Annotated in this window: 23 protein-coding genes; 4 read left to right on the top strand and 19 right to left on the bottom strand. The window is 43.2% G+C overall.

Features of this window, described 5'->3' with window-relative positions; all coding sequences use genetic code 11:
• Window positions 1-210 precede the first annotated feature (210 nt).
• Complete coding sequence (locus ABHC48_RS06045; protein WP_187565486.1) at window positions 211-1,122, top strand: LysR family transcriptional regulator; 912 nt, start codon at window positions 211-213, stop codon at window positions 1,120-1,122.
• A 78-nt stretch (window positions 1,123-1,200) separates the two neighbouring features.
• Window positions 1,201-2,289 (top strand): class II aldolase/adducin family protein, encoded by a 1,089-nt coding sequence (locus ABHC48_RS06040; RefSeq protein WP_173771781.1) that lies wholly within the window; start codon window positions 1,201-1,203, stop codon window positions 2,287-2,289.
• Between the two features lie 116 nt (window positions 2,290-2,405).
• Here the strand turns inward: ABHC48_RS06040 and ABHC48_RS06035 are convergent, their stop codons facing one another.
• From ABHC48_RS06035 to ABHC48_RS06025, 3 genes are all read right to left on the bottom strand, one after another.
• Complete coding sequence (locus ABHC48_RS06035; RefSeq protein ID WP_118581151.1) at window positions 2,406-3,236, bottom strand: Mrp/NBP35 family ATP-binding protein; 831 nt, start codon at window positions 3,234-3,236, stop codon at window positions 2,406-2,408.
• Between the two features lie 25 nt (window positions 3,237-3,261).
• Window positions 3,262-3,591: a metal-sensing transcriptional repressor gene (locus tag ABHC48_RS06030; protein WP_118581323.1), complete on the bottom strand. Its 330-nt coding sequence runs from the start codon at window positions 3,589-3,591 to the stop codon at window positions 3,262-3,264.
• Window positions 3,592-3,753: 162 nt separating this feature from the next.
• The gene (locus ABHC48_RS06025) at window positions 3,754-3,918 is read right to left on the bottom strand and encodes a DUF6783 domain-containing protein (protein ID WP_308768419.1); all 165 of its coding nucleotides are present in this window, start codon (window positions 3,916-3,918) and stop codon (window positions 3,754-3,756) included.
• Between ABHC48_RS06025 and ABHC48_RS06020 the strand changes: the two genes are divergently transcribed.
• Entirely contained in the window at window positions 3,850-4,002 is a 153-nt protein-coding gene (locus ABHC48_RS06020; RefSeq protein ID WP_308768418.1) for a DUF6783 domain-containing protein, read from the top strand. The genes ABHC48_RS06025 and ABHC48_RS06020 overlap by 69 nt on opposite strands.
• 8 nt (window positions 4,003-4,010) lie before the next feature.
• Here the strand turns inward: ABHC48_RS06020 and ABHC48_RS06015 are convergent, their stop codons facing one another.
• The gene (locus tag ABHC48_RS06015) at window positions 4,011-4,238 is read right to left on the bottom strand and encodes a hypothetical protein (RefSeq protein ID WP_118581326.1); all 228 of its coding nucleotides are present in this window, start codon (window positions 4,236-4,238) and stop codon (window positions 4,011-4,013) included.
• Between the two features lie 240 nt (window positions 4,239-4,478).
• On the opposite strand from ABHC48_RS06015, the gene ABHC48_RS06010 reads away from it, so the two are divergent.
• Window positions 4,479-5,051, top strand: coding sequence for a xanthine phosphoribosyltransferase (locus tag ABHC48_RS06010; protein WP_118581157.1), 573 nt, complete (start codon window positions 4,479-4,481; stop codon window positions 5,049-5,051).
• 83 nt (window positions 5,052-5,134) lie between these two features.
• Here ABHC48_RS06010 and ABHC48_RS06005 read toward each other — a convergent pair whose 3' ends face one another.
• The 15 genes from ABHC48_RS06005 to secY form a co-directional block, all read right to left on the bottom strand.
• On the bottom strand, window positions 5,135-6,601 hold the full coding sequence (locus ABHC48_RS06005) for a substrate-binding domain-containing protein (protein WP_195699040.1): 1,467 nt from the start codon (window positions 6,599-6,601) through the stop codon (window positions 5,135-5,137).
• Between the two features lie 63 nt (window positions 6,602-6,664).
• Entirely contained in the window at window positions 6,665-7,309 is a 645-nt protein-coding gene (locus tag ABHC48_RS06000; protein ID WP_195699041.1) for a WYL domain-containing protein, read from the bottom strand.
• Between the two features lie 101 nt (window positions 7,310-7,410).
• On the bottom strand, window positions 7,411-8,136 hold the full coding sequence (locus ABHC48_RS05995; RefSeq protein ID WP_118581166.1) for a glutamine amidotransferase: 726 nt from the start codon (window positions 8,134-8,136) through the stop codon (window positions 7,411-7,413).
• Window positions 8,133-9,470, bottom strand: coding sequence for a Mur ligase family protein (locus ABHC48_RS05990; RefSeq protein WP_195699042.1), 1,338 nt, complete (start codon window positions 9,468-9,470; stop codon window positions 8,133-8,135). Before ABHC48_RS05990 ends, ABHC48_RS05995 begins: the two co-directional genes overlap by 4 nt.
• A gap of 125 nt (window positions 9,471-9,595) precedes the next feature.
• Window positions 9,596-10,450 carry a phosphatidylinositol-specific phospholipase C/glycerophosphodiester phosphodiesterase family protein gene (locus tag ABHC48_RS05985; protein WP_173718239.1) on the bottom strand — a complete coding sequence of 285 codons (855 nt, stop codon included), beginning with the start codon at window positions 10,448-10,450 and terminating at the stop codon, window positions 9,596-9,598.
• 83 nt (window positions 10,451-10,533) lie between these two features.
• Window positions 10,534-11,070, bottom strand: coding sequence for a bL17 family ribosomal protein (locus ABHC48_RS05980; protein WP_118581175.1), 537 nt, complete (start codon window positions 11,068-11,070; stop codon window positions 10,534-10,536).
• Window positions 11,071-11,180: 110 nt separating this feature from the next.
• Window positions 11,181-12,140 (bottom strand): DNA-directed RNA polymerase subunit alpha, encoded by a 960-nt coding sequence (locus ABHC48_RS05975; protein ID WP_118581178.1) that lies wholly within the window; start codon window positions 12,138-12,140, stop codon window positions 11,181-11,183.
• 54 nt (window positions 12,141-12,194) lie between these two features.
• Window positions 12,195-12,788, bottom strand: a complete 594-nt coding sequence (gene rpsD / locus ABHC48_RS05970) for a 30S ribosomal protein S4 (RefSeq protein ID WP_118581181.1) — start codon at window positions 12,786-12,788, stop codon at window positions 12,195-12,197.
• Between the two features lie 22 nt (window positions 12,789-12,810).
• Window positions 12,811-13,206, bottom strand: a complete 396-nt coding sequence (gene rpsK / locus ABHC48_RS05965) for a 30S ribosomal protein S11 (RefSeq protein ID WP_148461639.1) — start codon at window positions 13,204-13,206, stop codon at window positions 12,811-12,813.
• 57 nt (window positions 13,207-13,263) lie between these two features.
• Window positions 13,264-13,632, bottom strand: a complete 369-nt coding sequence (gene rpsM / locus ABHC48_RS05960; protein WP_117852568.1) for a 30S ribosomal protein S13 — start codon at window positions 13,630-13,632, stop codon at window positions 13,264-13,266.
• Between the two features lie 299 nt (window positions 13,633-13,931).
• The gene (gene rpmJ, locus ABHC48_RS05955) at window positions 13,932-14,045 is read right to left on the bottom strand and encodes a 50S ribosomal protein L36 (RefSeq protein ID WP_003022746.1); all 114 of its coding nucleotides are present in this window, start codon (window positions 14,043-14,045) and stop codon (window positions 13,932-13,934) included.
• A gap of 292 nt (window positions 14,046-14,337) precedes the next feature.
• Window positions 14,338-14,556 carry a translation initiation factor IF-1 gene (gene infA / locus ABHC48_RS05950; RefSeq protein WP_117852566.1) on the bottom strand — a complete coding sequence of 73 codons (219 nt, stop codon included), beginning with the start codon at window positions 14,554-14,556 and terminating at the stop codon, window positions 14,338-14,340.
• Window positions 14,557-14,589: 33 nt separating this feature from the next.
• A complete protein-coding gene (gene map, locus ABHC48_RS05945) occupies window positions 14,590-15,348 on the bottom strand; it encodes a type I methionyl aminopeptidase (RefSeq protein ID WP_118581184.1) in 759 nt (252 codons plus the stop codon).
• An 18-nt stretch (window positions 15,349-15,366) separates the two neighbouring features.
• Window positions 15,367-16,011, bottom strand: a complete 645-nt coding sequence (locus ABHC48_RS05940; RefSeq protein WP_118581187.1) for an adenylate kinase — start codon at window positions 16,009-16,011, stop codon at window positions 15,367-15,369.
• A 71-nt stretch (window positions 16,012-16,082) separates the two neighbouring features.
• The gene (gene secY / locus ABHC48_RS05935) at window positions 16,083-17,399 is read right to left on the bottom strand and encodes a preprotein translocase subunit SecY (protein ID WP_195699043.1); all 1,317 of its coding nucleotides are present in this window, start codon (window positions 17,397-17,399) and stop codon (window positions 16,083-16,085) included.
• Between the last annotated feature and the right edge of the window lie 9 nt (window positions 17,400-17,408).

Below are 17,408 nucleotides of genomic sequence, written 5' to 3'. Positions count from 1 at the left end.
GTCATAGCAGAGTTTGAGTTACTGTTCACTGACAATATTCCGCGAGGTGTTTTTTGTGAACAAAGTTCACAGAAAACCCGAGAATTAAGTTTGCGCAGCAAACGCTACTTCTTGTGCTTGTCACAAGAAGGTTCGTCTTTCTGTGCATCGCGAAGCGTGTTACTGGTCACGGAGTGGACAGTAACGAGTTTGATTTTGGAGGATTTATATATGGATATCAATCTTGAATTATACAAATGCTTTTACTACGTTGCCACCACCTTAAGCTTCTCTGAAGCCTCCCGCCAGCTGTTCATTTCCCAGTCTGCAGTAAGCCAGGGAATCAAGACTCTGGAAAAAAAGCTGGGACGGGAACTGTTTTTCCGAAGCACCAAGAAGGTTTCCCTTACCCCTGAGGGAGAAATACTTTTCCAGCATGTCAAACCGGCCCTGGAAATGCTTTCCCAGGGGGAGGCACAGCTTCTTGAGGAAGACAGACTTCAGGGGCAGCTGCGGATCGGGGCAAGCGATACCATCTGCCGGTACTTTCTGATTGACTACCTGAAGCGCTTTCATCAGGATTATCCTGGAGTGCGGATCAAGGTCACAAACAGCACCTCCATGGGCTGCGTGGAGCTTCTGGAAAACCGGCAGGTGGACCTGATCGTAAGCAATCTTCCCAATTCCCGGCTTACCGCACACACAAAAGTACAGGTGGTAAAAGAATTTCGGGATATTTTTGTTGCCAATCCGGACTTTTTTCCACTTGAAGGAAAAGCCCTGGAAATAAAGAAGCTGATGGAATATCCTCTTCTCACCCTTTCGTCCAAAAGCACAACAAGTGAATATCTTCATCAGTTTTTTGCATCCCACAGACAGAATCTGATTCCGGAGGTTGAGCTTAACAGCAATGATCTGCTTATTGATCTGGCACGCATTGGTCTTGGAATTGCCTGTGTTCCGGATTACATGCTGGCTTCTTTACGTGGACAGGAAACCGCTCTGATAGAGGTCAGCCTGAAGCAGCAGCTTCCACCCAGACAATTAGCCCTTGTATATCACGAAAGCCTTCCTTTATCCCAGGCTGCCCAGAAGTTTTTTGACTATTTTTCATCAAAAAGCACAAAAACCACTTCTTTTTAGCATATTTTGATAGCTAAATATTATCATATCATGTACAATGTAGATGTATGAAAAAAACAATGGGAGGTATTAAATTTTATGGATCTTTCAACTTTGGTAAAAATGTCAAACACTTACGGAAGCAATCCTGCTTACGTTCTTGCAGGCGGTGGAAATACTTCTGTCAAAGATGAAACCACACTGTATGTAAAGGGCTCCGGTACACAGCTTGCCACCATTAAGGCAGAGGAATTCGTTGAGATGAGCCGCGCCCGTCTCAATGAGATCATGAAAACAGAATATCCGGGAAATGACACTGAGCGTGAAGCTGCCTATCTTGCAGATGTAATGGCTGCAGTGACCGATGCAGATAAGACCAAGCGTCCAAGCGTGGAAGCATTACTTCACAATTTATTTGCATATACCTATGTACTGCATGTTCATCCTACTCTTGTAAATGGTCTGACATGCGGCAATGGCGCAAAGGCACTTTCCGAGCAGCTCCTTGGTAAAGAGGTTCTCTGGATCGACATCTGTAAACCAGGATACACACTTGCACGTATCTGTTATGAGAAAATGAACGCTTATAAAGAAGAATTTGGAAAAGATGTTCAGGTTCTTCTGCTTCAGAATCACGGTATTTTCGTAGCTGCAAATACCGTAGAAGAGATTGGTGTTTTATTTGATGGCGTGATCTCCACCCTTGAAAAACAGGTAAAACGAACAGCTGACGTCAGTGATGCTGTTACCCCTGAAAAAGAGGCTGCTGCACAGAAGCTTTCCCAGCTGCTCGGACATGCTGTAGAGGTTGTACCGGCTGCTGAAGCAGATAATTTTGTAAAAAATAAAGAAGCTGCCGCACCGCTTCTGAAACCATTCACCCCTGATCACATTGTATATTGCGGTCCATATCCGTTATTTGTTGAAAACATTGATCAGGCAAAAGAAGCACTGGATGCATTTATGGCTGAAAATGATAAAGAACCAAGACTGATCCTGGTTCAGGGCGTTGGTGCATTTATTATGGAAGATGACAAGGGGAAAGCTGCCAAGGCTCAGCTTCTTGCTAAGGATGCCATCAAGCTTGCTGTCTATGCAGAAAGCTTCGGCGGTCCGCTTCAGATGACAGATGAGATCACTTATTTCATTACCCATTGGGAAGCAGAGGCTTACCGCAGTAAGAAATAAAGAAAAGAAAAAGATTCTGGTAAAAACAGGATGTTACAATCTTGTTTTTACACAGAATCTTTTTTTGCAAAATGTTCGCCACAATTTGTGTGATTTTCTATAGTGCTCTCAGCCTCTTACTGTGGCAGAACTCCATCTGCTGCTTCAATATACGGATTATCGATCTCATCAAAGGCGCCCTCGTCAACCTTGGCTGCATAGGCCGGGTCGATTGGCATTTTGCCAAGAACCGGAACATTTAGGGATGCGGCAATCTCGTCAATGTGGCTTTCGCCAAATACTTTCAGTTCTTTGCCGCAGTCTGGACATTTCACATAGCTGTAGTTCTCTACAAGGCCCAGAACCGGCACCTTCATCATTCCAGCCATATTGTATGCCTTCTTCACGATCATGCTTACAAGATCCTGTGGAGAGGTTACGATCACGATTCCCTGAATCGGAAGGGACTGGAATACAGTCAGCGGAACGTCTCCTGTTCCTGGTGGCATATCTACGAACAGGTAATCTACATCACCCCAGATAACATCTGTCCAGAACTGTTTTACCATGTTGCCAAGGATCGGTCCCCGCCAGATTACCGGAGTGTCCTCAGTTGGAAGAAGCAGGTTAATGGACATAACCTTGATTCCGTTTTTGGTCTCCATAGGGAAAATACCGCTGTCGTTTGCCTGGGCAGCGCCTTTCAGGCCATACATTTTCGGGATGGATGGTCCGGTAATGTCTGCGTCAAGGATTCCTACTTTATAGCCTTTCTTTGCCATTCTGTTTGCAAGAGATGCTGTCACGAAGGATTTTCCAACGCCGCCTTTACCACTTACAATACCGATCACATGCTTTACATTGGACATTGCATTCATTGCAGCCTGCATGCTCTGCGGATTTTTCTTGCTGGCACAGCCTTCACAGCTTGATTTGTCGCAAGTCTTGCTGTCACATTCTTTTGCCATTTTTATCTATCTCCTTTTTCCTTATTTATTTCATAAACCTGTCAATTGCACGTTCCAGTTCCTTGATGGCGTCCTTGTCTCCATGCTCTACCGCATCCACAATACAGTGTTCAATGTGATCCTGTAAAATAATCTTGCCTGTATTATTAATAGCAGATTTCACTGCGGAAAGCTGGATCAGCACTTCGCTGCAGTCCCGGCCGTCTTCCACCATACGTTTGATGGATTCCAGGTGCCCGATTGCACGGGAAAGCCGGTTCAGTACAGCCTTGGTCTGTGCATGACTGTGGTGATGTCCGTGTTCTCCATGGGAATGCATGACAGTGGTGCCATCTTCCAGAACATGGGTATGCATATGCTCTTCCTCGCCTTCATGCAGGTGGTTCTCTAAATGTTCTTCTATCATGTCATCCTCCTGTATTTGCCAACCATTTCGCATATCCAACAGTGTTCTGTGGATGGTTTCTGACTGGTGTAATTCTTTTGAAGCACGTCCGTTTATTATAACATACTTCCCTTAAATATGCACTATTTCTGATGATTGTATTAAAAAATATGCCTTAGAGCCTGTTTGAAAAATCATTCCCGCAATCTGCACGCCCCACTTTGCGGTATATTTTGTCTGAATTCGGTTGCCGTAGCCCGCTACGGCGCCCTCATCCGGACAAAATCTCCCACAAATTGTGACGCACATCTTGCGGAAAGTCTTTTTCAAACATGCTCTAAGGTCGTTGTTGTAAGCAGTAGCTTAAAATCCGCTTCGTGACCTGCAGCTTATATTTCCGTAAAGGAACATCTCTGTTTGATCTGGGAGGTCTGGATGTCAAATATGATGGTGCCATCTTCCAGAACCGTCTTCTCATAGGTTACTTCTTTTCCCTTAAATTTATTCTTTACATATTCTTCCGGGTCTTCTATCTCCACCTCATCTACAAACACATCCCGCATCTGATTCCTGGGGCATTTGTTGAAAATTTCCCAGATTACTTCATACTCTTTCATATTCTCACCTGCTCTTTTTTGTAAAACTATCTGCTCCTTTGTCATCTCCCGCATTTGCATTACTGTTTATCCGGCTGACTGCAGATGTTTTTCACAATAAAGCTAATCCTTTTTCCATAAATTAATTTTATTATAGATATTTTGTACTTTTTTGTCAAAAATAATTGAACTTCTTCAGAGAATGTCGTATCATAGAAATACTAAAATCGAAACGACATGAAGCGAAAAGGAGATATAGCCATGCAGCTTTTAAAAGAACGTATTCTGAAAGATGGCGTTGTGAAACCAGGCAATATATTAAAGGTAGACAGTTTCCTGAACCACCAGATGGACATTGACCTGATCAATGAGATTGGTAAGGAGTTTAAGGCGCGTTTCTCAGACTGCCCCATCACCAAGATCCTCACTATTGAAGCTTCCGGTATTGGCATTGCCTGTATTGCAGCACAGTATTTTCATGTTCCTGTAGTATTTGCCAAGAAATCCCAGAGTGTAAACCTGGACGGCGAGATGTACTGCACCAAGATTGAATCCTTTACCCATAAGAAAGTTTATGATGTTATTATTTCCAAGAAGTTCCTTAGTCCGGAGGATCACGTACTTCTTATTGATGATTTCCTTGCAAATGGCTGTGCTCTTCTCGGACTGATCGATATTGTAAAGAAATCCGGAGCTACTCTTGAAGGTGCCGGAATCGTAATTGAGAAGGGCTTCCAGCACGGCGGACAACAGATCCGCGATATGGGTGTCCGTCTGGAATCTCTGGCTATCATTGATTCCATGACAGATGATTCCCTAACCTTCCGCGATTAATTTTTAGGAGCAAAAATACCAGTAATCACCAAACGATTACTGGTATTTTCATTTTACTTACGTATTTTCATTTTACTTCCGTTTTATGCTTTTCCACTACTCTGCAGCTTGCTATTGCTCTCCTGGTTTTCTCCATCCTTTACAGCCGGAACTTCTTCTGTGCTCACTTCAGGCTCATCCTTTGGAATTACCTGGCTCTTTTTCTCAGGCTCACCACCTTCCGGTGTAAGACTCGCCTCCGGCGTCACTGTCACTTCCGGTGTCGGACTTACTTCCTCGGGAACAGGCGTAGGAGAGGCTTCCGGCGCGATCATTTCTGCCAGATAGAATCCATTATCCACAAGAATCTGATAATTATCCTTATCGATCAGCTTTCCATCACAGGTAACCGTTCCAATGATCTTCACACCATTATCATACTGGGAATAATTATTGATATCAACGTCATCCCCATTCAGGTAGGTTTCCACCAGCTTCGTCAGTGCTTCTGCCAGATCCCGGCGATCCAGCATGACTGTAAAACCGATTTTTTCTTCTGCCACACTTTTAACAGCATCTGCATCTGCATTTACACCTGTGATCAGAGGCCAGTTCTCATCACCAGGCTGGAGCTGCTCTTTTTCCAGAAGCTCCAGAGCTGCCAGAGCAAAATCATCAGAAGCAGTGCAGATAATATCCGGAGTTTTCTCCAGAGAATAAAATTCGTCTATCTCAGATTTCAGCTGCTTCTTCGCAGTATCTGTATTCTGATCCATAATGCTGGTTTCATCAAAAGTCACACGGCCGGAACGGCAGATCAGGGTACCATCGTCAATATACTCCTGCAGAACCTCCATTATTCCGTTAAACAGGAATAACGAGGCGTCATCATCCGGAGAGCCCATAAGAAACTCTATGGTACGGGCACCTCTGTCTTCCCGGACTTTATCCAGTTCTTCTTTCTCTACAATATTTTTGGCAATCTCTTTTCCAATTGCACGCATATTAAAAGTGACAAAATATTTCACGTTGGGCGTATCCATGATCAGATTGTCATAGTCAATCACCGGAATTGAGAGCTCAGAAGCCTCTTCCAGTACATCTGTAAGACCATATGGATCAACAGGTGAAATTACCAGTGCTTTCAGTTTCTCATCCTGAAGAAGCTCCCTGATCTGTTCTGCCTGGGTGTCAGAATCGTCCCCGGCAAAATACATAGCAGCTTCATAACCTGCCTCTTCCAGACGTGATTTCAGTTCTGTACGCTCCAGACTGCTGTTGATATCCTCTCCCTCTTCCGGAAGCAGAACCCCCACCTTATCAAGATTTTCCTCCGGTGCTTCAGTTGTCTCACTTTCTTCTGAATTTTCATCACTTTTATCACTGTCCTGTTTATCGGACTTTTTATTCGTATCCTTTTTGCTGTCAGCGTCCTTCGTGTCTCCAGTGCCCTCATTTTCGTCCTCAACGCTCTCTTTTACAGCCTCGGTGGCTTCATTTTTACCACAGCCTGTGAGAAAAGCACTGCACACCAGAAGTCCGGTAAGAAGTCCTGCAATTTGCTTTTTCATAAAAATTCCTTTCTATGTAACTTCATATCATTCTCTATTTTCAAGCTTTTTCAAATAGTATTCTTACTTATATTCTTTCAGGATTCCCTTCAGATAATCACGGTAAGCCTGAACTGACTTCTTAGGCTTCATAAGGATTACATCTTTCCCCATGCCTGTAAGCCATCCGTAAAACTCAGAGGTCTCATCCACCTGCACTGCAGCAACGAAAGTATCCTCTTCTTTCTCCTTGTACTGGGCATAATTTCCAAGTGCTGCCATGACTTCTTTCTTTTTCTTATTTCTGCAAAGAAGCTTCACCGGTTTATCCTCCTCAGAATCTGACGGTGGAAGCAGCCAGGAATTTTTCGCTTTTTTGTGAGCCTCATTGGAAAATGCATTGCCTTCATTCTCTGCTCCAGCCCTGTTTTTTGCAGAGTCTTCCGGATTTGCACCATTCATTTCTGTAGTGGATGTATTTACGCTCTCTGCGGCAGCTTCTCCGGCAACATAATATCCGGTATACTTTCCTCTTTTAAACTTAATGTCCATGCCAAAGCTTCTCAGCACTTCCATATCGTCATAAATACTTTTTCGCTCAGCACTGACTCCGTTTTCCTGAAGTCTTCCGATAATTTCCTGCATAGTGCACGGATGTGTTTCACTGGTCTCTCTCAATATTTTTTCAAGATAAAGGATTTTCCCTTTTTGATTGATTCCTTTTGCCATATCGTTCCCCTTATTTTTATCTGTACATATCAGAGCATGTTTGAAAAAGGCTCTCTGCAAGGCAGGAATGATTTTCAAACAGGCTTTGGAGCTTGTTTGTATCAGTTCTCTTTTACAAAGCGATGATATACGTAATCATTTGCTGCCTTCTCTTCTGTATCATCCAGCGGCGCAAGCTGGACTTCCTTTCCATATTTCTGCTCAAGAGCATGTGCGATCAGCCAGTCTGCCAGCTGCGGGTTCTTGGGAAGAAGCGGACCGTGAAGGTACGTTCCGATCACATTCTTGTAAACCACACCCTCATAGCCTGTTTTTCCATCATTTCCAGATCCATAGAGTACTTTTCCCAGAGGCTTGCAGTTATTAATACAGGTTCTTCCTCCATGGTTCTCAAATCCAACCACAGGCATATCAAAAAGGTCGCTTTTCAGCACAATATTGCTGATCAGACGTCCCTCTCCCTGTTCGGTGTAAAGATCTACCAGGTCAAGCCCTGTAATGGTTCCCTGATCTGTCTTATAATATTTTCCAAGAAGCTGGTAACCACCGCAGATAGCGATAACTACGCCTCCATCTTCCACATATTTCTTAAAATCCGGCTGAATTTCCTTCAGTTTCTCACAAACCAGCATCTGCTCCCTGTCGGAACCACCGCCCAGTAGCACAATATCCAGTCTGGAAAAATCAATCTTGTCACCCAGTTCAAAAGCAATGGTCTCTGCCTCAATTCCACGCCACTGGCAGCGTCTCATAAGGCACTGGATATTTCCTCTGTCTCCATACAGGTTCAGGAGATCAGGATATAAATGTCCGATTGTCAGTTTCATTCCTTTTCTCCCTCCATTTTCTTAAGAATATTATGAGTGCTGAATAATGCAGTGTAGTTTACCAGAACGTAGAGATTGCCTACGCCGTCTTCAATTCTTTTTCGGATCGCTGTTTCCACATTTTCCTCAAGCATAACCGGAATGTCCACATATTTCATCCGGAGGCGCATATCCTGGCAGCGGATACCGCTGACTGTAATGGAATGAATGCTTGCATCGCCCAGAAGGTCAAAATCCACATCCCAGAGCCAGGAAATATCTGTTCCATCCTGTGCATTGTCGTTGATGGTGATAATAATATCTTTCTGTGTTTTATCCTGCATAACTGCGGAAATATTCTGGTTAAAACCGGCAGGATTCTTTGCAAGGTTCAGCATAACACCAGTGCCTTTAATACGGAACTGTTCCATACGACCATTTTCCGGATTAAATTTCTGAAGCATATTCTGGAAATGCTCTCCGGAAAATCCAGCTGTACGCAGCCCGGCATAAGCAGCCAGAATATTATATACATTATAAAAGCCTTTGTAATTGGCTGTAAGGTGCTTATCCTCCACCTGAAAGGACAGTTGATCACCAACCTTTACATCATGGGCATCATATTTGATTTCCGGTCTTGCAAAGCCACAGGATGGGCACTTGTAATCCCCCAGCTGACTATAGTGGTAAAAACTGTATTCCAGCCTGGCACCACACTTTTTACAAAAACGTCCTTCCCGTATCTCGTTTGCCGCACTCTTCTGGACAGGCTTACTGATTCCGTATGTGATATACGGATTGCCGCTGTCCATAGCAAGATACGCCGAAAGCGCATCATCCGCATTTACGATTACCTGCATTTTCGGTACTGTGCGGATCATCTCTTCCAGAATGTTCATGGTAATATCAATTTCACCGTAGCGGTCCAGCTGGTCGCGGAACAAATTAGTCAGAAGCATGTAGTCCGGCTTCAGGCCTGGAAATACATGGCGGGTAGAAGCCTCGTCTACCTCAATGCAGGCGTAATCTGCATCCAGCCTGCCTGTAGGTCCGGCAGCCAGCACAAAGGCTGCTACAACGCCGTTTAACATGTTAGAACCGGTGTGATTGCAGACTACTTTCTGCCCTTCATTTTCAAGGGCTGCGCAGAGCATGTTGTTGGTGGTTGTCTTACCGTTGGTTCCACAGGTTACAAATATTTTCTTCCGCACCTGAGAAGAAAGATCTTCCAGGATATCAGGATTGATCTTTAATGCGATCTTGCCCGCCCAGGTCACTCCCTGGCGTCCCATTTTCCTGCAGATAAAGCCTGCAGATTTCGCTGCAAAAACAGCAGCCATTGTTCTGATTCTCATGTGTATTTAATCCTTTTTCACTACTATTCACAGGGTAAAGCTCAAAAAGCAATTATGAATGAGCCAATGAATGGCAGTCCTTTTCAAGTATTATTTTCGTATGTTATATAATTAGACAGTGCAGCTTAATTCAGGTTATCTGTGATCAGTACATCTGTACAGACACCTTGCGCCCCATTCGCCAGATATCTTCTGGCTTCCTCTTTGTCATTTATGGTATAAATATATACCAAAATGTCCCGTTCGTCAAAAATTTTCTGCACTTCTTCGGACCAGTAGTCACGATAAATGGTTACAGCCATGATTTTATTGGTTTGACAGAATTCTGCAATATCGTTCAATTCTTCTGTGGTATATTCCTGCCACAGAGAATAGATATATGCAGGAAATTTATACAAAAGTGCTGTTCCAGGATACATGGCTGAATTGTATATTTCCGGGATGATCTGTTTAAGCGTATGCTCGATGCCAGCTTTTATAGAGATTTCCCTGTACTGTGCATAATCCTCAAGAGTACGCTGGTAATTGCGGACAGAATATTGTTTGGAATCTATCATTACAAATGCATCCGGATATTCGTCCAGCAGTTTCAGAAGGTCTTCAAAGGTCATAGGGGTGTATTTCCCATATATAGGCGTATTTAAAAATTCTTCTGAGGATAGAACTTTTCGTTCTTCTCCTTCCCATTGTCCAAGAGACTCTTTCCAGTTATGGCGGCACACCCATACTCCATCACTGGTCTGCGTCAGATCCACCTCAAACAGGCGGCAGCCTTTATCATAATAATTGATAAAGCTTTCTCTGGAATTTAAGTATGTGAGACCGTCAATCCCACCCAGAGCATGCGTTATAATATTGTAATTTTCCCAGTCAAATTCCGGTGTATTCACTGGAATTTCTTTTTTCGCTTCGTACCGGACGGAGCCTGTCAAAAGCCAGGCTAACAAACAAATTTCTATTAATAAAAGTAACTTTCTCACATTGGTATCCCTAAATTAAGAAAAAAGAGATATCTACGAAACGTAAATATCTCTTTTCTTATGATCAGTAATTCTGTTTCGGATTAAACCAGCTCGATGAGCACTTCCATAGCGCCATCACCTTTACGCTGTCCGATCTTAACGATTCTGGTGTATCCACCGTTACGGTTAGCGTATTTTGGTGCGATTTCCTCGAACATCTTCTTAACCATATCTACATCTTTGGTGTTTTTCTTCTTGCCAGCGCCCTTAGCCGGAACTTCTTTAACCGGGTAGAACACTTTCATCATCTGACGACGAGCGTGAAGTCTGGATGGAGCATCTTTTGTGATCTGCTTCTCAACTTCATCGTAAACAGTTTTCTTCTTACCGTCTACAACTTCTTTCACTCTCTTGCCTTCAGCGTCTTTTCTTGCAACTTTAGCTGTTACAGTAACAGTCTCAAAGTTGTCTTTCTCGCGAACAGCCATAGCTACAAGGCCTTCAGCGATCTTACGGATCTCTTTAGCTTTAGCTTCTGTTGTAACAATTTTTCCATTGTATAACAGATTTGTAACCTGGTTTCTTAACAGAGCTTTTCTCTGGTCAGCTGTTCTGCTTAATTTTCTATATTTTGCCATTTAATTTTCCTCCATCTGTGGGACAGCAGTCCACGCTTGTTCGGTCTTACTGGGCTGCTGCTTAGCAAATCCCCACTGTAATAATCTTACGCGATACCTTTATGGTTATCTTACTCTTCTGTTGGCTGAAGCTGTAAGCCCAGCTCTTTCAACTTGGCAAGTACTTCCTCTAAAGACTTACGTCCAAGGTTACGTACTTTCATCATGTCGTCAGAAGTCTTATTGCAAAGCTCCTCAACAGTATTGATGCCTGCTCTCTTCAGACAGTTGTAAGAACGAACTGAAAGCTCAAGCTCATCAATGCTCATTTCAAGAACTTTCTCTTTCTCATTGTCTTCTTTCTCGATCATAACCTCAGCGGTCTTTGCATTCTCGGAAAGGTCAATGAAAAGGCTTAAATGCTCGCTTAATACCTTTGCTGCAAGGCTTACTGCCTCATCAGGATCCAGCGTGCCATTTGTGTATACATCAAGTGTCAGTTTATCAAAGTCTGTAACCTGACCCACACGTGTATTCTGCACAACCATATTGACTCTCTCAACCGGGCTGTAGATTGCATCAACTGCAATTACACCGATTGGCATGTCATCTGATTTGCCCTTATCCGCACTCACATATCCGCGGCCTTTTGTAATGGTAAGTTCCATTGCAAGTCTGCAATCCTTACCACCGTTTAAGGTAGCGATTACCTGATCCGGATTCATGATCTCGATATCCTGATCTGCCTGAATATCAGCAGCTGTCACAACACCTTTGCCCTCACACTCAATGTATGCGGTCTTCGGCTCATTGTCAGCACTGTTATTCTTGATTGCAAGACTCTTAAGATTCATGATGATCTCTGTCACGTCTTCTTTTACTCCAGGGATGGAGCTGAATTCATGAAGAACACCATCGATCTTAACCTGACTTACTGCAGCTCCCGGCAGGGAGGACAGCATAATTCTTCTAAGAGAATTGCCAAGTGTAGTACCGTAACCTCTTTCAAGAGGTTCTACAACGAATCTTCCAAATTTTTTATCTTCAGATATCTCGGTAATTTCGATTTTTGGTTTATTAAAATCAAACACTATAAATTTCCCTCCTTCTGGGTTGTATGCAATTGAGGGTATTATCAGGGCTCATTATTTGGAGTACAACTCGACGATAAGCATCTCGTTTACAGGAACGTCAATTTCTTCTCTTGTAGGAAGCTCTTTTACAACGCCCTTAAGATTCTCCTGGTCAGCCTCAAGCCAGTTCGGAACAAGTCTTCCGCCTGTTACCTCAAGGATTCCTTTGTATCTCTCAGAACCTTTGCATTTCTCTTTGATCTCGATGCTGTCGCCAGCTTTTACGAGATAAGAAGGAATGTTAACGCATTTTCCGTTTACAAGAACGTGCTTGTGGTCAACGATCTGACGAGCTTCTTTTCTTGTTCTTGCAAATCCCATACGGAAAAGAACATTGTCAAGTCTTGTCTCAAGCATGATCATCAGGTTCTCACCAGTCTGACCTTTCATTCTGTCGGCTTTCTTGTAGTAGTTACGGAAAGGTTTCTCCAGAACGCCATAAATGAATTTTGCTTTCTGTTTTTCTTTTAACTGAAGACCGTACTCAGATACTTTACGGTTTGCACGTTTTAACTGTCTTGTGGATTTTTTATCAATTCCTAAATAAATTGGATCCATTCCAAGGGATCTACATCTTTTCAGGACCGGTGTTCTATCTACTGCCATCTTGGCTTACCTCCTAATTCAATTAGACTCTTCTACGTTTTGGTGGACGGCATCCGTTGTGCGGAACCGGAGTTACGTCACGGATACTTGTTACTTCAAGACCGCATGCCTGAAGGGCACGGATAGCAGCCTCACGACCTGATCCTGGTCCTTTAACCATTACGTCTACTGTTTTTAATCCATGAATTAAAGCAGCCTTTGTTGCAGTCTCAGCTGCCATCTGTGCTGCATAAGGAGTAGATTTCCTTGAACCTCTAAATCCCAGACCGCCGGCACTTGCCCATGAAAGAGCGTTTCCTTCGTTGTCAGTCAGAGTAACAATTGTGTTGTTAAAAGAAGACTGGATATGTGCCTGTCCGTGTTCAACGTTTTTCTTGACACGACGTTTTGTTGTCGTTTTTTTAGTTGTTTTTGCCATTTTAAAACTAACCTACGCTTTCCTTAATCAATCAAAATTTATAGTTAGGGTACTGAATTATTTCTTCTTATTTGCTACTGTTCTCTTCGGACCCTTGCGTGTTCTAGCATTGGTCTTGGTCTTCTGACCACGAACCGGAAGTCCTTTACGATGACGGATTCCTCTGTAGCATCCGATTTCCTGCAGTCTCTTAATGTTCAGGGCGATTTCTCTACGAAGATCACCTTCTACCATCATTGTCTCATCAATGACAGCCTGAAGTCTTTTAACTTCATCATCAGTCAGGTCTCTGACACGTGTGTCAGGATTTACATTTGCCTGAGCAAGGATTTTGTCTGCACTTGGTCTTCCGATACCATAAATATAGGTAAGACCGATTTCGATTCTTTTCTCTCTTGGTAAGTCTACACCAGCTATACGAGCCATGTACTGTTTCCTCCATTTTCTTTACTGAAAGTTCTGCGTCTTCGTACATCACTTGTATCAGATACAAGGTGAAATGGGATGCATCCATACGCACTCTTTCTTAATTCTTAGTTCCTAATTGGGGTGCCTCGGTATAACACCCAGCTGCTTTTGGCGATTCGCAGCCTTTCCGAAATTTGCGGCCAACGGGCCAACGTTGCCTCCGGTATTAGGCAATACATGCTTAGTTCATTATATGTCAGATGATACAACCCATCCGGGTGTTTCACCTGCAGCCGCATTCACAAACAATGGATCAATCAACCCTGACGCTGTTTGTGCTTTGGATTCTCACAGATAATTCTGATAGAACCTTTTCTCTTAATGACCTTGCATTTCTCGCAGATCGGTTTTACAGATGATCTTACTTTCACTGGAAATCCTCCTTCCGTAAAATATAGCATTAAAATCTGCAGTTTAGGGCGCAGTTATACACACGTACAAGCGCGTCCGCATTGTATTGTAGCATTATGGTCTACAAAATGCAAGCAGTTTTTTAAATTTTTTTTACATTTTTCTAATTTTTTTAGTTTCCTGAAGTTTGAAACATTTTTTTCTGTGTTCAGTTTCTTCTATAATAGAAGAAACTCCTGTACCATAGAAGCATTTTCTCAGGCACAGGAGTTTTATATTCATTAATCCGAATTTGCTATTAACGAATCTGAATTACTTATCTCGCCAGATGATTCTTCCCTTGGAAAGATCATATGGGGAAAGCTCCATTGTTACTTTGTCTCCTGGAAGAATACGGATAAAGTTCATGCGCAGCTTGCCGCTGATATGAGCAAGTACAACATGTTTGTTTTCAAGTTCCACTTTAAACATTGCGTTTGGCAGCTTCTCTAAAACAGTGCCTTCTACTTCAAGTACATCTACTTTTGACATTTTATACCTCCTGTATCGCCTTAATGATAATGATTAATACTCTGTGAGTGTCAGAATCTCCGGTTCGCCATCTGTAATCAGTATGGTGTTCTCATAATGTGCGGAAAGGGAACCATCCATGGTCACCACTGTCCATTCGTCATCCAGCCAGCATACATCTGCTCTGCCCATATTGATCATGGGCTCTATGGCAAGTGTCATGCCTGGAAGTAATTTCACTCCCCTGCGTTTCTGAGGGAAGTTGGGAATCTGCGGATCTTCGTGAAGATGAGTACCAATCCCATGTCCCACAAGATCTCGTACAATACCATAACGGTATTTCGCCGCATACGCTCCGATTGCCTTGGAAATATCATTGAGATGATTTCCTGCTTTCGCGAATTTTATTCCTTCAAAGAAGCACTGCCTGGTTACATCCATAAGCTGCTTGGCTTCTTTGGAAACTTCTCCGACTGCATAAGTACGGGCCGCATCAGAATGATATCCTTTATAGATCAGTCCTGCATCAATCTTTACCAGATCACCATCCTGGATAATTTTGTCCTCCGAAGGAATTCCGTGGACCACTTCATCATTCAGGCTGATGCAGAAGGAGCCAGGAAAGCCTCCATAATTCAGAAAATTGGGAATGCATCCCATGGAACGGATCATATCTTCGCCGATACGGTCGATCTCCTTGGTACTCATTCCTGGTTTAATATAAGGGATCAGCCCGTCATGGACTTTTTCCAGAAGATGTCCGGATTCCCTCATAAGTTCAATTTCTTGTGCTGTTTTTATTGAAACTGACATTACTTCTTATCCTCTATTCTATTCGCCAAGGATCTTCACAATATCACCAAATACCTCATCCAGGTTCTTGGTGCCATCTACAGTTTTCAGTACGCCCTGACCAGTATAGTAGTCGATAAGCGGCTGAGTCTGCTCATGATATACATTCAGACGCTTCTGTACAGTCTCCGGCTTGTCATCGTCACGAAGCACAAGATCCTCACCGCATGTATCGCAAACCCCCTCTGTCTTCGGAGCTGCAAATACAACGTGGTAGGTTGCACCACATTTTACGCATGCGCGTCTTCCACCCATACGGTTCACGATATTCTCATCCGGAACATCAACATCAATAGCATAATCAATCTTGCTTCCCAGCTTGCTTAAAGCATCGGTAAGGCATTCAGCCTGTGGGATTGTTCTTGGAAAACCGTCCAGAACATAGCCGTTCTTGGCATCCGGCTGCTGGATTCTGTCCACAACAAGGTCGCAGGTAAGTTCATCCGGTACAAGCAGTCCCTGGTCCATATAAGTTTTTGCTTTTTTCCCAAGTTCTGTGCCATTTTTGATATTGGCACGGAAAATATCGCCTGTAGAGATATGGGGAATACCATATTTCTCAGCAATTTTCTTAGCCTGGGTTCCTTTTCCTGCACCTGGTGCACCTAACATGATAATTCTCATAAAAAGCCCTCCATTTTCTCATACTACGAATTAAGGCTGTGACGCATATAAGCACCACAACCTTTATTCTTTTAGTTGTTCAGGAAGCCTTTGTAATTGCGGACAAGCATCTGTGATTCAATCTGTTTCACAGTCTCCAGGATAACTCCAACAATAATGATGATGGAAGTACCACCGAAGGATACGTTTGCACCGAATACTCCATTGAAGAAGAACGGAATAACCGCAACGATAATCAGGCCTACTGCACCTATAAATATAATATAATTTAAGATTTTAGTCAAATAGTCTGACGTTGGTTTTCCTGGACGGATACCAGGAATGAAACCACCCTGCTTTTTGATATTGTCTGCAACTTCCAGCGGGTTGAATGTGATGGAAGTGTAGAAATATGCAAAGAATACGCAAAGTACAATATACAGAAGCAGTCCCCAGCTATACTTTGGCTGACTTGGATTACACCAGTTATTGGATGATAATCCTCGAATAATCTCACTGCCGATGCCGGTTCCATTAGCTTTTCCTGCAAGCTGTGCGATTACGCCTGGGAAAGACATAATTGAGGAAGCAAAGATAACCGGAATAACACCAGCGGTGTTAACTTTCAGCGGTATATTGGTAGTCTGACCACCCATCAGCTTTCTGCCGACCATTTTTCTGGAATACTGAACAGGAATTCTTCTCTCTGCACCGTTAAGGATCAGTACAAATACCACCATGACAACGATTATTGCAACAATGATAACCCCTGCAAGCAGTCCTTTTGCAATTGTTTTTCCTTTGATGAAGTTCTCATAAAGAAGAGATAAGTCACTTGGAACACGGGAAACGATGTTAATGGTCAGGACGATGGAAATACCATTTCCAACACCCTTCTCAGTAATACGCTCACCGATCCACATCAGCATGGCAGAACCAGCTGTGAGGCAAGCAACTACAGTTAAGCCTTTAAAGAAGTTCATGTTCGGGATCAGACCCTGGCGACCAAAACCGATTGCCATTGCCACAGACTCAAACAACGCAAGACCAACAGTTACATAACGGGTAATGGCAGTAATTTTCTTTCTGCCCTCTTCTCCATCTCTCTGCATCTCCTCCAGAGCCGGAATAGCAATTGTGAGAAGCTGCATGATAATGGATGATGTAATGTATGGCGTGATGTTCAATGCAAAGATTGACATCTGGGTAAATGAGCCACCAGTGAACGCATCAAAGAAATTGAATGCGTCACCAGTGTTTTTAGCAAACCACTCTTTAAAGAAATCGCTATCTACTCCCGGAACAGGAAGCTGTGATCCGATACGGATGACAAGAATCATCCATAATACATAGAGGAGTTTACGTCTCATCTCTTTTACTCTGAAAACGTTTTTGAGAGTTTCAAACATTTGATCACC

Source organism: Ruminococcus sp. 1001136sp1 (genome assembly GCF_039841815.1).
In the GTDB taxonomy this organism is placed as follows: Bacteria; Bacillota; Clostridia; order Lachnospirales; family Lachnospiraceae; genus Blautia_A; species Blautia_A faecis.
This window is presented reverse-complemented; position numbering and strand designations above follow the sequence as displayed.

Excerpts from the sequence above, each read along its gene's own strand:
- ABHC48_RS06040 (WP_173771781.1), top strand. The coding sequence starts at position 1,201 with ATGGATCTTTCAACTTTGGTAAAAATGTCAAACACTTACGGAAGCAAT.
- ABHC48_RS06010 (WP_118581157.1), top strand. The coding sequence starts at position 4,479 with ATGCAGCTTTTAAAAGAACGTATTCTGAAAGATGGCGTTGTGAAACCA.
- ABHC48_RS05940 (WP_118581187.1), bottom strand. The coding sequence starts at position 16,011 with ATGAGAATTATCATGTTAGGTGCACCAGGTGCAGGAAAAGGAACCCAG.
- ABHC48_RS06005 (WP_195699040.1), bottom strand. The coding sequence starts at position 6,601 with ATGAAAAAGCAAATTGCAGGACTTCTTACCGGACTTCTGGTGTGCAGT.
- ABHC48_RS06000 (WP_195699041.1), bottom strand. The coding sequence starts at position 7,309 with ATGGCAAAAGGAATCAATCAAAAAGGGAAAATCCTTTATCTTGAAAAA.
- rpsK (WP_148461639.1), bottom strand. The coding sequence starts at position 13,206 with ATGGCAAAAACAACTAAAAAAACGACAACAAAACGTCGTGTCAAGAAA.
- ABHC48_RS05990 (WP_195699042.1), bottom strand. The coding sequence starts at position 9,470 with ATGAGAATCAGAACAATGGCTGCTGTTTTTGCAGCGAAATCTGCAGGC.
- secY (WP_195699043.1), bottom strand. The coding sequence starts at position 17,399 with ATGTTTGAAACTCTCAAAAACGTTTTCAGAGTAAAAGAGATGAGACGT.
- ABHC48_RS06015 (WP_118581326.1), bottom strand. The coding sequence starts at position 4,238 with ATGAAAGAGTATGAAGTAATCTGGGAAATTTTCAACAAATGCCCCAGG.
- ABHC48_RS05995 (WP_118581166.1), bottom strand. The coding sequence starts at position 8,136 with ATGAAACTGACAATCGGACATTTATATCCTGATCTCCTGAACCTGTAT.
- infA (WP_117852566.1), bottom strand. The coding sequence starts at position 14,556 with ATGTCAAAAGTAGATGTACTTGAAGTAGAAGGCACTGTTTTAGAGAAG.
- ABHC48_RS05980 (WP_118581175.1), bottom strand. The coding sequence starts at position 11,070 with ATGGCAAAATATAGAAAATTAAGCAGAACAGCTGACCAGAGAAAAGCT.
- ABHC48_RS06045 (WP_187565486.1), top strand. The coding sequence starts at position 211 with ATGGATATCAATCTTGAATTATACAAATGCTTTTACTACGTTGCCACC.
- map (WP_118581184.1), bottom strand. The coding sequence starts at position 15,348 with ATGTCAGTTTCAATAAAAACAGCACAAGAAATTGAACTTATGAGGGAA.
- rpsD (WP_118581181.1), bottom strand. The coding sequence starts at position 12,788 with ATGGCAGTAGATAGAACACCGGTCCTGAAAAGATGTAGATCCCTTGGA.
- ABHC48_RS06035 (WP_118581151.1), bottom strand. The coding sequence starts at position 3,236 with ATGGCAAAAGAATGTGACAGCAAGACTTGCGACAAATCAAGCTGTGAA.
- ABHC48_RS06030 (WP_118581323.1), bottom strand. The coding sequence starts at position 3,591 with ATGCATACCCATGTTCTGGAAGATGGCACCACTGTCATGCATTCCCAT.
- rpsM (WP_117852568.1), bottom strand. The coding sequence starts at position 13,632 with ATGGCTCGTATAGCTGGTGTAGACTTACCAAGAGAGAAAAGAATCGAA.